Consider the following 13,344-nt stretch of genomic DNA (forward strand, 5'->3'; position numbering starts at 1 on the left):
GGCCCTCAGCCGGTGATCACCTTGGGCCGGGGCGGCAGGCCGGAAGCGGGGGCGGACGTCACCGCCGGGGGCTTCGGGCGCTGGGGAATCCACAACCCGTTGCGGCGCTGGAAGGGCAGGGGATTGAGCAGGTGGCGTTCCAACCGGCTCTTGATCGCCTCGGTCGAGATGGGCTTCTTGACGACATCATGGACGCCGTTATCCAGCGCCTGGCGGATCAGCGGAACGGTGACGTTCGAGCCGGGCACCAGGATCATGACGGATTGGGCGCAGGGGCCGTCGCCGGCGCGCACCATGCGGGCGAATTCGAGGCCGTCGAGCAGGGGCATGCGGTCGTCCAGCAGGATCGCGTCGAAGCGGGTGGTCTGGGTCAATTCCAGCGCTTCGGCGCCGTCCTTGGCTTCTTGCATGTGGCGGATCCCAAGCGCGCGCATCACGGTCTTCAGCAGGTTGCGGAAGTTGAATTCGTCGTCGACGATCAGGATGTTTGCGCCTTCCAGCTTCTGCGGCGCCACCACCGACCCGGGCATGGCGGAATGGCCTGCCCGCAGATGGGCGGCCATGCGCTTGTCTTCCTTCAGGATATGCGCGCCCAGCCAGGTCTTGAGCAGGTCCAGCAGGGCGGCGGCCTTCAGTCGGCCTTCCTGGAAGGCAACGATTTCGTTGTTGATGCGGGCGACGAACAGGTCGTGCTGACGCTTATGGGCCGGGCTTTCGGGATAGCCGGCCGCTTCGAATGCCTCGGCCTCGCGGGCGAAATGACGCTTGGTGTAATCCGCCAGCACATTCAGCACCGAGCCCACCACATCGGCCCCGCCGCCGTCTTCTTCCAGGGACGCCGCCAGAATGTTGATCTGGTCAACAAGGATACGGTGGTCGCTGTCGATGAAATCGACGCCGGTTTCAAGTTCGGGCGTCCAAGGCATGAAAGGCATTGGAAGGCTCTGAATTATCGATAAGAAAAAAGAGCCTATACAGTAGGATATATTTCTTTAGTCAGCAAGGAAAGGGTGCGTCACGCGGCGCAAGGTAAGGTTGATGCGGCCGCCCTTGGGCAGCAGGCGGGACGAGCCGAACAGGATCCGGTCGATTCCGTGAAAGGCCATCCTTGCGGCACCGCCCAGAACGAGGACGGTCCCCGAGTCCAGCTTGACGCTGGTGGTCTTCCCGCCACGTTCGGGGCCGCCGACCCGGAAGACCGCGCTGTCGCCCAGCGAGACCGACAGGACCGGGGCATCCCGCGCCTCTTCGTCCCGATCCTGGTGCAGGCCCATGCGGGCACCCTGTCCGTAATAATTCACCAGGCAGCATTCAGGTTCGGCCGGATACCGGGTGAGGCTTCGCCACAAGGCCAGAAGGGGCTCGGGGATGGGCGGCCAGGGCTGGCCGGTGACGGGATGATGGGGCTGGTAGCGATAGCCGCTTTCGTCGCTGACCCAGCCCAGCGGGCCGGCATTAGTCATCTGCACCGAGAAGGGCCGCCCCGATCCCTGCATGCGCGGACGATAAAGCGGAGCGACGGTGGCAATACGGCGGATCTCTTTCACCAGCGCCTGTTGGGCTGTAAGGTCGAGATAGCCGGGCAGGATACGGAGGCCGTTCATCATGATCGGACAGCATCGGGAGTTGCGGGACCGTGTGCAAGGGGCGCTTCTTTCGTTGCCTGCACTTGGCAGTCGAAGGAAGAGAGTGCTAAATTGCCGCCCCACAGGCTGGCGAGGCGCGGTTGCAGTCAAAATTTCGCGCCTTATATAACCGCCATGTGATGAATAACCCACCATCCAAAGGGGTCTTTCGTCCTAACCGAAGGGGGTCTCTGCGGGTGCTATTCCATCGGGCTGCGGAGATCTGCCGCGAGCAATGAGGAAGTCATGAGCAAAGTCATTGGTATCGACCTGGGCACCACGAATTCGTGCGTCGCTGTCATGGAAGGCAAGAACGCCAAGGTGATCGAAAACACCGAAGGCGCGCGCACCACCCCGTCGATGGTGGCCTTCACCGAATCGGGCGAGCGCCTGGTCGGCCAGGCCGCCAAGCGTCAGGCGGTGACCAATCCAAACAATACTCTGTTCGCCATCAAGCGCCTGATCGGCCGTCGCTTCGACGATCCGCTGACCCAGAAGGACAAGGGCCTGGTCCCCTACCACATCGTGGAGGGCGACAACGGCGATGCCTGGGTCGAGGCCGAAGACAAGAAATACAGCCCCAGCCAGATTTCGGCCTTCATCCTGCAGAAGATGAAGGAAACCGCCGAGAATTATCTGGGCGAGAAGGTCACCCAGGCGGTGATCACCGTTCCTGCCTACTTCAACGACTCGCAGCGCCAGGCGACCAAGGACGCCGGCAAGATCGCGGGCCTTGAAGTGCTGCGCATCATCAACGAACCGACCGCTGCCGCCCTGGCCTATGGCCTGGAGCGCAAGGGGTCCGGCATCGTGGCCGTCTACGACCTGGGTGGCGGCACCTTCGACGTGTCGATCCTGGAAATCGGCGACGGCGTGTTCGAGGTGAAGTCCACCAACGGCGACACCTTCCTGGGCGGTGAGGACTTCGACGCCCGCATCATCGATTATCTGGCCGACGAGTTCAAAAAGGAGCAGGGCATCGACCTGCGCAAGGACCGTCTGGCCCTGCAGCGTCTGAAGGAAGCGGCTGAAAAGGCCAAGATCGAGCTGTCGAGCTCGATGCAGACCGAGGTCAACCTGCCCTTCATCACCGCCGACCAGTCGGGTCCGAAGCACCTGAACGTCAAGCTGACCCGCGCCAAGCTGGAAGCCCTGGTCGAGGATCTGGTGCAGCGGACCATCGAGCCCTGCCGCGCCGCGCTGAAGGATGCCGGCCTGAAGGCCAGCGAGATCGACGAAGTGATCCTGGTCGGCGGCATGACCCGCATGCCCAAGATCCAGGAAGTGGTGAAGGAATTCTTCGGCCGCGATCCGCATAAGGGCGTCAACCCCGACGAAGTCGTCGCCATCGGCGCGGCCATCCAGGGCGGCGTTCTGAAGGGCGAGGTCAAGGACGTCCTGCTGCTCGACGTCACGCCGCTGAGCCTGGGCATTGAGACGCTGGGTGGTGTCTTCACCCGCCTGATCGACCGCAACACGACCATCCCGACGCGCAAGAGCCAGGTCTTCTCGACCGCCGAGGACAACCAGACGGCCGTGACCATCCGCGTCTTCCAGGGCGAGCGTGAAATGGCCGCCGACAACAAGATGCTGGGCCAGTTCGACCTGGTCGGCATCCCGCCGGCTCCGCGCGGCATGCCGCAGATCGAGGTCACCTTCGACATCGACGCCAACGGCATCGTCAACGTCTCGGCCAAGGACAAGGCGACCGGCAAGGAACAGCAGATCCGCATCCAGGCCTCGGGCGGCCTGTCCGACGCCGACATCGAGAAGATGGTCAAGGATGCGGAAGCCCATGCCGCCGAGGACAAGAAGCGCAAGGAAGTGGTCGAGGCCCGCAACCATGCCGACGCCCTGATCCATTCCACGGAGAAGAATCTCCAGGAATACGGCGACAAGGTTCCGGCCAGCGACAAGTCGGCCATCGAAGCGGCCATCACCGACTTGCGCGGCGTGATGGACAAGGACGATCCCGAAGCCATCAAGTCCAAGACCGACGCCCTGGCCCAGGCGGCCATGAAGCTGGGCGAGGCGATGTACAAGTCCACCCAGGAAGGCGGCGCGGCCCCCGGCGGGGACGCTGGTCCCACCGAAGCGGGCCCGGCCGAGGAAGGGGTTGTCGATGCCGACTTCGAAGAAGTCGACAACGACAAGAAGGACAACAAGTAAGCCCTTCGGTGGCGCCGGTCTGTGCCACTAGCCTTGGACGCGCTCCGGGAGAGAATCCTCCTCCGGGGCGCGTCGCATGTTGCGGACGTGACGAATGAGCAAACAGGACTACTACGAACTTCTGGGCGTCGATCGCGGTGCCAGCAGCGAAGAGCTGAAAAAGGCCTATCGCAAGCTGGCCATGCAGTGTCACCCTGATCGGAATCCGGGCGACAAGGAGGCCGAGCAGAAGTTCAAGGACATCTCGGAAGCCTACGACGTCCTCAAGGATGAACAGAAGCGCGCGGCTTATGACCGCTTCGGCCATGCCGCCTTCAGCCAGGGCGGCGGGGGCGGCGGCCAGGGCTTCGGCGATTTCCATTTCTCGGGCGGCTTTGCCGACATCTTCGACGAGATGTTCGGCGAGTTCATGGGTGGGCGGCGCGGCCAGTCCTCGGGCCGGGGCGCCGATCTGCGCTACAACATGGAAATCACGCTGGAAGAGGCTTTCGCCGGCAAGACCGCCACCATCAAGGTGCCGTCCTCCGAAGCCTGCGAGGAATGCCACGGCACCGGCGGCGCCGGTGGCGCCCAGCCGATCACCTGCCCGACCTGTGGCGGCGTCGGCAAGGTGCGTGCCCAGCAGGGCTTCTTCACCATCGAGCGCACCTGTCCCACCTGCCAGGGCATGGGCCGGGTCATCAAGGATGCCTGCCGCGCCTGTAACGGTTCGGGCCGCACGCGCAAGGAAAAGACCCTTCAGGTCAATATTCCCGCCGGTGTCGAGGAGGGGACCCGCATCCGTCTGGCGGGCGAGGGCGAAGCCGGGATGCGCGGCGCGCCGTCGGGGGACCTCTATATCTTCCTCAGCATCCGGCCGCACCGCCTGTTCCAGCGCGACGGCGCGAATATCCATTGCCGGGTGCCGATCGCCATGGTCACGGCGGCCCTGGGCGGCACCATCGAGGTGCCGACCATCGAAGGCGGCCGGGCCAAGGTCACCATTCCGCCGGGCACCCAGAGCGGCCACCAGTTCCGTCTCAAGGGCAAGGGCATGAGCGTCCTGCGCAGCCCCGCGCGCGGCGACATGTTCATCCAGGCCCAGGTGGAGACGCCGGTCAACCTGACCAAGCGCCAGCAGGAATTGCTGAAGGAATTCGAAAAAGCTGGCGACGAAAGCCAGAGCCACAGTCCCGAAAGCCATGGCTTCTTCGCCAAGGTCAAGGAATTGTGGTCGGACTTGAAGGAATAGGGCATGAAGATCGGAATCGTCGGCTGTGCCGGCCGTATGGGACGCATGCTGGTGCAGGAAGTGCTGGCGACCGAGGGCGTGGAACTGTCCGGGGGCACGGAGCGCAAGGGCAGCGATGCCGTCGGCCGTGATCTCGGTGAACTGGTCGGGGCCGGGGCGGCCGGCGTGCTGGTGGGGACCGATCCGCACGAGCTGTTCCGCAGCTCCGACGCGGTGATCGACTTCACCGCCCCGGCGGCGACCGTGCAGCATGCGGCCCTGGCGGCGGATTGCCGCTGCGTCCATGTCATCGGCACCACCGGCCTGACCGCCGAGCAGGAGCAGGAATTGCGGGACGCGGCTTCGCGCACCGCCATCATCTGGGCGCCCAATATGAGCCTGGGCGTCAATATCCTGCTGGCGGCCGTCGAACAGGTGGCCCGCGCCCTGGACCCGGATTACGACATCGAAATCGTCGAGATGCACCACCGCCACAAGGTGGACGCGCCCTCGGGCACCGCGCTGGGCCTGGGCCGCGCCGCCGCCAAGGGCCGGGGCGTGGCTCTGGACGAGGTGTGGTGCAAGGCCCGTGACGGCCTGACCGGCGCCCGTCCGCGCGGCGAGATCGGCTTCGCCACCCTGCGCGGCGGCGATGTGGTCGGCGACCATACCGTCATCTTCGCCGCCGAGGGCGAGCGGGTGGAGCTGACCCACAAGGCATCCAGTCGCACGGTCTTCGCCCGCGGCGCCGTCCGCGCCGCCCGCTGGGGCCACGGCAAGCCGCCGGGGCTGTATTCCATGCGCGACGTGCTGGGGCTGGAATAGGACGTGCTGGGGCTGGAATAGAAGGAAGGCGGGCCTTCGGGCCTGCCTCCAGACGGCCGCAAATCGTCACCCCCGCGAAAGCGGGGGGCCATGTTGAGGCTCATGGAGATGCGAGCCGTCAGATATGGATGCTGCCGGTTCCCTGGACTCCTGCTTCCGCGGGAGTGACGAGGAAAAAGGGGTTCCCGGCTTCAACCCTGTGAGTTAGCCCGGCAACACAAAAAGGCCCGCGTCGAACGCGGGCCTTTTTTATCGCTAATCCTTGCCGAGCAGGATCAGGCGGCAGCCTTGCTTTCCATGGCGCGCTGGATGCGGCGCTTCAGGCGCAGGGCTTCAGCCGACAGCTTGCTGTCGTTGGTGCTCAGCAGGAAGGCATCAATGCCGCCATTGTGCTCGATGGTCTTGAGGCCACGGGTTGAAACCCGCAGGCGCACCATGCCACCCAGCGCATCGCTCAGAACCGACGTGTCCTGCAGGTTGGGCAGGAAGCGGCGACGGGTCTTGTTATTGGCGTGGCTGACATTGTTGCCGCTCATGACGCCCTTGCCGGTGATGCTGCAACGTCGTGCCATGGCCTTAGATCCTCTTCGTCTATCAGGCAAAAACTCAGGAAGCCGCGTTTCTACGCAGAGTCGGGCCGCGAGTCAATGGGAAAGGAGTCACCCGAACAGCTTGTCGATATCGTCCTGGCTGAACATGGCATCGACCTGTTCCTGCGTGACAGCCTGGCCGGCGCGCTGCGGCCCGTTGAGCAGGGCCTTGTCGGGGTCGATCTCTTCCTTCTTGGGCTCTTCGGCGGCGAGGGCGTCGGGGCCCCACATGCGCACCAGGGCATTGATGCGCTCTTCGACATATTTCAGCGAATGCACCACCTTGGTGATGCGCTGGCCGGTCAGGTCCTGGAAGGAGCAGGCTTCGAAGATGTCGTTGCCCTTGTCGGTGATGCGGTCGAGCAAGGCGAGCGCCTGCGGGTCGCTGACATGCTGGCGCGTCGCGTTCACCAATTCATCGATTTCCTCCATGCGCTCCATGATGGTGTTGGTGGCGCCTTCGGTACTTTCGACGATGGCGTCCAACTGGTCGACCATCTTGGCGAAGTGATCGTCGTCTTCGCAGCCGGGGCGGCGAATGGAGGCCAATTCCCGGCGGAACTGGCGGATATGGTTGAACAATCCCACCAGTTCCTGGCGGAGGCGGAGGATGTCGTCTTGGTCGCTATTGCGGGTCATCAGCACTTCGGCTCGGAACTAGAGGCTGCCAGCCTAGCGGCAAGAGGCGGCGAAGGAAAGGGTCTTGAATTCAAGACCCGTTTCCGGCCCCGGGGGACCCCTCCTGGCCGCTTGCCAGGAAGGCGTTCAGCAGGGTCTGAGCCGCCACGGTGGGGGTGCAGCTGCCGGAGGCGACCTTGTCTTCCAGCGTGCGCAGGATGCCGGTCACGGCGGGATGGGATTGCAACCGGGCGAGCAGGGTCTCGTTGACCTCGTTCCACATCCAGGCGCGGGCCTGGGCGGCGCGGCGGGAGTCGATCTCGCCGCTTTCGCCCATCACCCGGCGGTATTCCTCGACCATCGTCCAGACCTCGCCCAACCCGTCGCGGCTGAGGGCCGAACAGCGCAGTACCGGCGGCGTCCAGGCGGCGCTGGCCGGGCGCAGCAGGTGCAGGGCGCTGGCATATTCCCGCTGGGCGCGCTGGGCGGCGGCGGCGAGGTCGCCATCGGCCTTGTTGACGACGATGGCGTCGGCCAGTTCGACGATGCCCTTCTTGATGCCCTGCAATTCGTCGCCGCCGCCGGGAACCAGCAGCAGCAGGAACATGTCCACCATGTCGGCCACGGCGGTTTCGGACTGGCCGACGCCCACCGTCTCGACGATGATGACGTCGAAGCCCGCCGCCTCGCAGGCCAGCAGCGCCTCGCGGCTGCGCCGGGCCACGCCGCCCAGGGTGCCGCCCGAGGGCGAGGGACGGATGAAGGCGTCCGGATGGCGCGACAGATCCTCCATGCGCGTCTTGTCGCCGAGGATCGAGCCGCCCGAGCGCGGGCTGGAGGGATCGACGGCCAGCACGGCCACGCGGTGGCCCTGGCCGATCACATGCAGGCCGAAGGCCTCGATGAAGGTGGACTTGCCCACGCCCGGCACGCCGGAAATCCCCAGGCGCACGCCCTTTCCGGTATGGGGCAGCAGATGCTGCAGCATCGCCTCGGCCCGCTCGCGGTGATCGGGGCGGGTGGATTCGATCAGGGTGATGGCGCGGGCCAGGGCGCGGCGGTCGCCGGCCAGCACCTTATCCGCAAGCTCGCTTGGGTCCAGAAGCACGGTCGTCGTCTCTCGCTATCGGCGTCTCTAGTCTTTCTGGCGGCCTTCGTTGAGCAGCCGCTTCATAGCGGTGGCGACGAGGCGCTGGCGTTGTTCGTCGGACAGGTCGGCCAGGATCACTTTCTTGGCCCGCTGCACTTCCATGGCCTTGCGGATCAGTTCGGCACGGTCGGGGGTGACCAGGTCCTTGGCCTTGTCCTGCATTTGGGCGATCCGGGCCTCGCGCTCCGTGCGCGGCTTGGCCTTCTTCGCTCTCGCTTCGGCGCGGGCCTTCTTTTCCAGGGCGGCCTTGGCCTTCTTCGTCAGGAACAGGTCTTTCAGGAAACCGAACATGCCCTAGCCTTTGATGGAGAAGGTCGCATGTTACACCACAGGGAGGGGCGGGGTCATCCCGCCTGTTCCCGTGCCAATTCCGCCTGGTGATGGGCGGCTTCCTGCTGGCGGTGCCACATCTCGGCATAGCGGCCGTTCGCGGCTAGAAGCTGTTCATGCCGCCCGCGCTCGACGATCTGGCCGGCCTCCAGCACCAGGATTTCGTCGGCATGGGTCACCGTGGACAGGCGGTGGGCGATGACCAGCGTGGTGCGGTTGGCCGAAACCTCGCGCAGCGAGACCTGGATTTCCTTTTCCGTGCGGGTATCCAGCGCGCTGGTGGCTTCGTCGAAGAGCAGGATGGCCGGACGCTTCAGGATGGTGCGGGCGATGGCGACACGCTGCTTCTCGCCGCCCGACAGCTTCAGCCCCCGCTCGCCGACCTTAGTTTCGTAGCCTTCGGGCAGGGTGGTGATGAAATCGTGGATGCGTGCCAGATGGGCGGCTTTTTCCACTTCTTCCCTGGTCGCGCCCGGACGGCCATAGGCGATGTTGTAGGCGATGGTGTCGTTGAACAGCACCGTGTCCTGGGGAACGATGCCGATGGCCGCCCGCAGCGAGGCCTGCCGGACCTCCCGGATGTCCTGGCCGTCGATCAGGATGCGTCCGCTATCGACGTCGTAGAAGCGGAACAGCAGGCGCGAAATGGTGGACTTGCCGGCCCCCGATGGTCCGACCAGCGCCACCGTCTTGCCCGCCGGCACCGAGAAGGAGATGCCTTTCAGGATTTCCCTGTCGGGATTGTAGCTGAAATGCACGTTCTCGAAGGTCAGGGCGGCGCCTTCCATCTTCAGGTCTGGAGCGCCGGGCTTGTCGCGGATCTCGGCATTCTCGCCCAACAGATGGAACATATGCTCCATGTCGGTCAGGGATTGCTTGATCTCGCGGTAGACGAAGCCGAGGAAGTTCAGCGGCAGGTAAAGCTGGATCAGATAGGTATTCACCAGCACGAAATCGCCGATGGTCATGTGGCCCGCCACCACGCCCTCGGCGGCCATCAGCATCACCACGATCAGGCCGACCGAGATGATGGCGCCCTGGCCGATATTGAGCATCGACAGCGTGGTCTTGCTCTTGACCGCCGCGCCTTCATAGCGTTGCAGCGATTTGTCGTAGCGCCGGGCCTCGTGCTCCTCGTTGCCGAAATACTTGACCGTCTCGTAGTTCAGCAGCGAGTCGATGGCCTTGGTGCTGGCCTCCTGGTCGGTCTCGTTCATGGTGCGGCGGTATTTCAGCCGCCATTCCGTGACCAGCAGGGTGAAGGCGATGTAGCCGCTAATGGTGACCAGCGTCACCAGGGCGAAGCGGAAATCGAACAAATACCAGAGGATGCCGCAGACCATCAGGACTTCGAGCAGCGTCGGCAGGATGTTGAAGAGCATGAAGTTCAGAAGGAACTCGATGCCCTTGGTGCCGCGCTCGATGGCCCGCGAGATGCCGCCCGTCTGGCGGTCGAGGTGGAAGCGCAGGGCCAGGCCGTGCAGATGACGGAAGGTTTGCAGCGCCACCGTGCGGATGGCCCGTTGCGCCACCTTGACGAAGACCGCGTCCCGCAGCTCGCCGAAGGCCTGCGAGGCGACGCGGGCGATGCCGTAGCCCAGCAGCAGCGCCACCGGCACGGCGACCAGCGCCTGCCCCGGAGCGACGGTCAGGGCGTCCACGGCCAGCTTGAACAGCATGGGGACATAGACGTTGATCAGCTTGGCGGCGACCAGGAAGATCATCGCCACCACCACCCGCGCCCGCAGGCCGATCTCCCCCTTGGGCCAGAGATAGGGCAGCAGCGACTTGATGGTGTGGAGGTCCTGGCGGGGGCCGATCTGGACCGCGCGGTCTTGGGAGGAAGGGGAACGGCGTCTCATGGAAAAGCGGAACCAATAGTGGTGGGGCCGCTTCAACATAGGGGCTGTGAAGCCGATTCCGAAGGGGGAAGGCGAGAGCGGGGAAGGTTAATGGCCTGCCGTGCCCTCCGGCACGGGCCTTCGTCCCTCCTCGGCGAGGGCTGCTTTCTGTCGGTGCGGGCGGTTCAATGCCCGGCGAAGATGCGGTCGCGCAGGCGGCTGTATTGGCCGAGCCCCGCCTTGCTCATCAGCGGGTCTTCCTCCCCTTCGACCAGACCCGCGATTTCCTCCCAGTCGCCGGGCAGGAGGGCGGCCTGGGCACGGGGCAGGGCGTCGGTGTTCTCGCATTCCATGTGGCGCTGCTGGAAGTCGATATAGGCTTCGGCGGCGGCCTGCAGCGCCGGGCGACGGCCCGGCTGGACGCGGGCCTCGTCGATCAGCCGGGACAGGTCGTCGGTCATGCCCGCGACATGGCGATGCTCTTCCAGCAGGCGTTCGACCACCGCTGCCGCCCCGGCATCGCGCAGACGCAGGCGGCGGAACACCAGGTCTTCCTTGGGATGGTGGAAAAGGTCGGGATAATTGCGGATGTAATGGGCGATCTCGCCAAGCATCTCGAAATCGGCGTCGCCGTCGCGGGCGAGCCTGTCCAATTGCCGACGCATCAGCCTAAGAACACGGCCCAGCGTACGGTGCTCTTCTTCGAGCATGTGCAGGATGGTCGAAGCCATCTTTTGTTCCTCCCCGTCAACGGCGCAAGTCGTCTCTTTATTTCGCGGGCAAAGGGTACATCTTTCGTGTCTACAACAACAAGATGAACAGAAGGGCTGCCTCGCCCGAGTCGGCCTTTTCCGTTACGCGATTCCCGCCTCTTGGTGCGGTATGGGGCAGAGCACCATATTGCAGGGCCAAGGAGGGACATCGTCATGAGCTATCTCGATCATATTCATGCCTGTAACCGCTTTGACCTGGGCAATTACCGTCCCTTCGAGGTGGGTGGCCAGCGGGTCGGCTGGGTGGCGAAGGATTTCATGCTGCGCCTGGCGGCCTTCACCGACATCTTCCGGGTCCGCGACGATGTGGTGAGCCTGAACGAGGAATTGCGCAGTCCCGAGGAACGGACGGAAGCGGTGCGCGGCGTGCTGCGCAAGCTGGTGCAGGAAGGTGTTCTGCCCAAGATGCGGGGCGAGGATTACGACGTGGCGCCCCGCTTCGGGGCCGAGGCGGTGATGCGCATCGACCGCACGGCGGTGCAGGAATTCGGCATCCGCGCCTATGGCCTGCATGTGAACGGCTTCGTGCGCTATGGCGAGGGAATGCATCTGTGGATCGGCAAGCGCGCCCTGGACAAGGCGGTGGCGCCGGGCAAGCTGGACAATCTGGTGGCGGGCGGCCAGCCCTCGGGCCTGTCCCTGGCCGAGAATCTTGTCAAGGAAGCCCAGGAGGAAGCCGATATCCCGCGCGAGATGGCCTGCAAGGCCAAGCCGGTGGGCGTCATCTCCTATTGCATGGAGACGGAGCGCGGGCTGAAGCCCGATGTGATGTTCTGCTACGACCTGGAAGTGCCGCGCGATTTCGAACCCATTCCGAGGGATGGCGAAATGACCGGATTCGAGCTGATGCCGGTCGAGAAGGTGGCCGAGATCGTGCGGACCAGCGACGCGTTCAAGTTCAACGTCAATCTGGTGATCATCGATTTCCTGATCCGCCATGGCTATCTGACGCCCGAGAACGAGCCGGACTACCTGGACCTGGCGGAAGGCTTGCGCCAGCCCTTCCGGCCCGAGCTTTTCTCACCCTCGGTTGACAGCTCTGCTGCAATGCGGTAGACATATAATTTCTCTGACTGGATATTTCGCGAACTTTATTTTCGTCCGTGAAGCGGAAGGCGCCCTTTCATGACCATCAAGCCCCCGAAGAAGTTTTTCGAGCCCTTGGCCATCGGCGCGCCCTCTCCCTATCGGGAATTGCCGGTGGCGCTGGAGAGGATGATCCACTTCTTTCCGCCGCATGTGGAAAAGATGCGTGCCCGCGTGCCGGACATGGTGTCCCAGGTGGATGTGCTGCTGGGCAATCTGGAAGACGCCATCCCCGCCGATGCCAAGGAAGCCGCCCGCCGGGGCTTCATCGAGGTCGCCACTTCCGTCGATTTCGGCGCCACAGGCCTGTGGACCCGCGTCAATTGCCTGAACAGCCCGTGGTTCCTGGACGACGTGACCGAGATCGTCGCGGCGGCGGGCGACAAGCTGGACGTGATCATGCTGCCCAAGGTCGAGGGGCCCTGGGACATCCACTTCCTCGACCAGCTTCTGGCCCAACTGGAGGCCCGGCACGGCGTCAAGAAGCCCATCCTGATCCACGCCATCCTGGAAACCGCTTTGGGCGTGGCGAATGTCGAGGCCATCGCGGCCGCCAGCCCGCGCATGCACGGCATGAGCCTGGGTCCGGCCGACCTCGCCGCCTCGCGCGGGATGAAGACCACGCGGGTCGGCGGCGGCCATCCCTTCTACGGCGTGCTGGAAGATCCGCGCGGCGATGGCGGGGCGCGCGGCTTCCACCAGCAGGACCTGTGGCACTATACCGTCGCCAAGATGGTCGATGCCTGCCAGTCGCAGGGCATCAAGGCCTTCTACGGCCCCTTCGGCGATTTCAGCGACGATGCCGCCTGCGAGGCGCAGTTCCGCAACGCCTTTCTGCTGGGCTGCGTCGGCGCCTGGTCGCTGCATCCCAAGCAGATCGAGATTGCCAAGAGGGTCTTCAGTCCCGACGTGGAGGAAGTGCGCTTCGCCCGGAAGATCCTCGAAGCCATGCCCGACGGCACGGGGGCGGTGATGATCGACGGCAAGATGCAGGACGACGCCACCTGGAAGCAGGCCAAGGTCATCGTCGATCTCGCCCGGCAGGTTGCGGCCCGCGATCCGGCCCTGGCCGAAGCCTATGGACTGTGACAAGAGAATTCTGACGCTGCATTTTTGGTCGCAACATT

General features: G+C 64.6%; 13 protein-coding genes. 5 read left to right on the forward strand and 8 right to left on the reverse strand.

Annotated features, from left to right (window positions below):
• Positions 1 to 5: 5 nt before the first annotated feature.
• The gene (locus EPD66_RS14725; RefSeq protein ID WP_142849280.1) at positions 6 to 935 is read right to left on the reverse strand and encodes a bacteriohemerythrin; all 930 of its coding nucleotides are present in this window, start codon (positions 933 to 935) and stop codon (positions 6 to 8) included.
• A 57-nt stretch (positions 936 to 992) separates the two neighbouring features.
• Positions 993 to 1,607: an alpha-ketoglutarate-dependent dioxygenase AlkB gene (locus EPD66_RS14730; RefSeq protein ID WP_142849281.1), complete on the reverse strand. Its 615-nt coding sequence runs from the start codon at positions 1,605 to 1,607 to the stop codon at positions 993 to 995.
• A 264-nt stretch (positions 1,608 to 1,871) separates the two neighbouring features.
• On the opposite strand from EPD66_RS14730, the gene dnaK reads away from it, so the two are divergent.
• From dnaK to dapB, 3 genes are all read left to right on the forward strand, one after another.
• Positions 1,872 to 3,794, forward strand: coding sequence for a molecular chaperone DnaK (gene dnaK, locus EPD66_RS14735; protein ID WP_142849282.1), 1,923 nt, complete (start codon positions 1,872 to 1,874; stop codon positions 3,792 to 3,794).
• 94 nt (positions 3,795 to 3,888) lie between these two features.
• Positions 3,889 to 5,025, forward strand: coding sequence for a molecular chaperone DnaJ (gene dnaJ, locus EPD66_RS14740; protein WP_142849283.1), 1,137 nt, complete (start codon positions 3,889 to 3,891; stop codon positions 5,023 to 5,025).
• A gap of 3 nt (positions 5,026 to 5,028) precedes the next feature.
• Positions 5,029 to 5,829 (forward strand): 4-hydroxy-tetrahydrodipicolinate reductase, encoded by an 801-nt coding sequence (gene dapB, locus EPD66_RS14745; protein ID WP_142849284.1) that lies wholly within the window; start codon positions 5,029 to 5,031, stop codon positions 5,827 to 5,829.
• A gap of 275 nt (positions 5,830 to 6,104) precedes the next feature.
• Here the strand turns inward: dapB and rpmB are convergent, their stop codons facing one another.
• The 6 genes from rpmB to EPD66_RS14775 form a co-directional block, all read right to left on the reverse strand.
• Entirely contained in the window at positions 6,105 to 6,401 is a 297-nt protein-coding gene (gene rpmB, locus EPD66_RS14750) for a 50S ribosomal protein L28 (protein ID WP_142849285.1), read from the reverse strand.
• Positions 6,402 to 6,488: 87 nt separating this feature from the next.
• On the reverse strand, positions 6,489 to 7,058 hold the full coding sequence (locus EPD66_RS14755) for a protein phosphatase CheZ (RefSeq protein ID WP_142849286.1): 570 nt from the start codon (positions 7,056 to 7,058) through the stop codon (positions 6,489 to 6,491).
• A 70-nt stretch (positions 7,059 to 7,128) separates the two neighbouring features.
• Positions 7,129 to 8,145, reverse strand: a complete 1,017-nt coding sequence (gene meaB, locus EPD66_RS14760; protein WP_142849287.1) for a methylmalonyl Co-A mutase-associated GTPase MeaB — start codon at positions 8,143 to 8,145, stop codon at positions 7,129 to 7,131.
• 27 nt (positions 8,146 to 8,172) lie between these two features.
• Positions 8,173 to 8,478: a hypothetical protein gene (locus tag EPD66_RS14765; protein WP_142849288.1), complete on the reverse strand. Its 306-nt coding sequence runs from the start codon at positions 8,476 to 8,478 to the stop codon at positions 8,173 to 8,175.
• Between the two features lie 53 nt (positions 8,479 to 8,531).
• Positions 8,532 to 10,379, reverse strand: a complete 1,848-nt coding sequence (locus EPD66_RS14770; protein ID WP_142849289.1) for an ABC transporter ATP-binding protein/permease — start codon at positions 10,377 to 10,379, stop codon at positions 8,532 to 8,534.
• A gap of 164 nt (positions 10,380 to 10,543) precedes the next feature.
• Complete coding sequence (locus EPD66_RS14775; protein WP_142849290.1) at positions 10,544 to 11,089, reverse strand: hemerythrin domain-containing protein; 546 nt, start codon at positions 11,087 to 11,089, stop codon at positions 10,544 to 10,546.
• Positions 11,090 to 11,284: 195 nt separating this feature from the next.
• On the opposite strand from EPD66_RS14775, the gene EPD66_RS14780 reads away from it, so the two are divergent.
• Entirely contained in the window at positions 11,285 to 12,187 is a 903-nt protein-coding gene (locus tag EPD66_RS14780) for a DUF4743 domain-containing protein (protein ID WP_142849291.1), read from the forward strand.
• A gap of 69 nt (positions 12,188 to 12,256) precedes the next feature.
• On the forward strand, positions 12,257 to 13,306 hold the full coding sequence (locus EPD66_RS14785) for a CoA ester lyase (RefSeq protein ID WP_185961429.1): 1,050 nt from the start codon (positions 12,257 to 12,259) through the stop codon (positions 13,304 to 13,306).
• Positions 13,307 to 13,344: the final 38 nt, after the last annotated feature.

The sequence above is a fragment of the Telmatospirillum sp. J64-1 genome, from assembly GCF_006980715.1.
Classification (GTDB): Bacteria; Pseudomonadota; Alphaproteobacteria; order Rhodospirillales; family Magnetospirillaceae; genus Oleiliquidispirillum; species Oleiliquidispirillum nitrogeniifigens.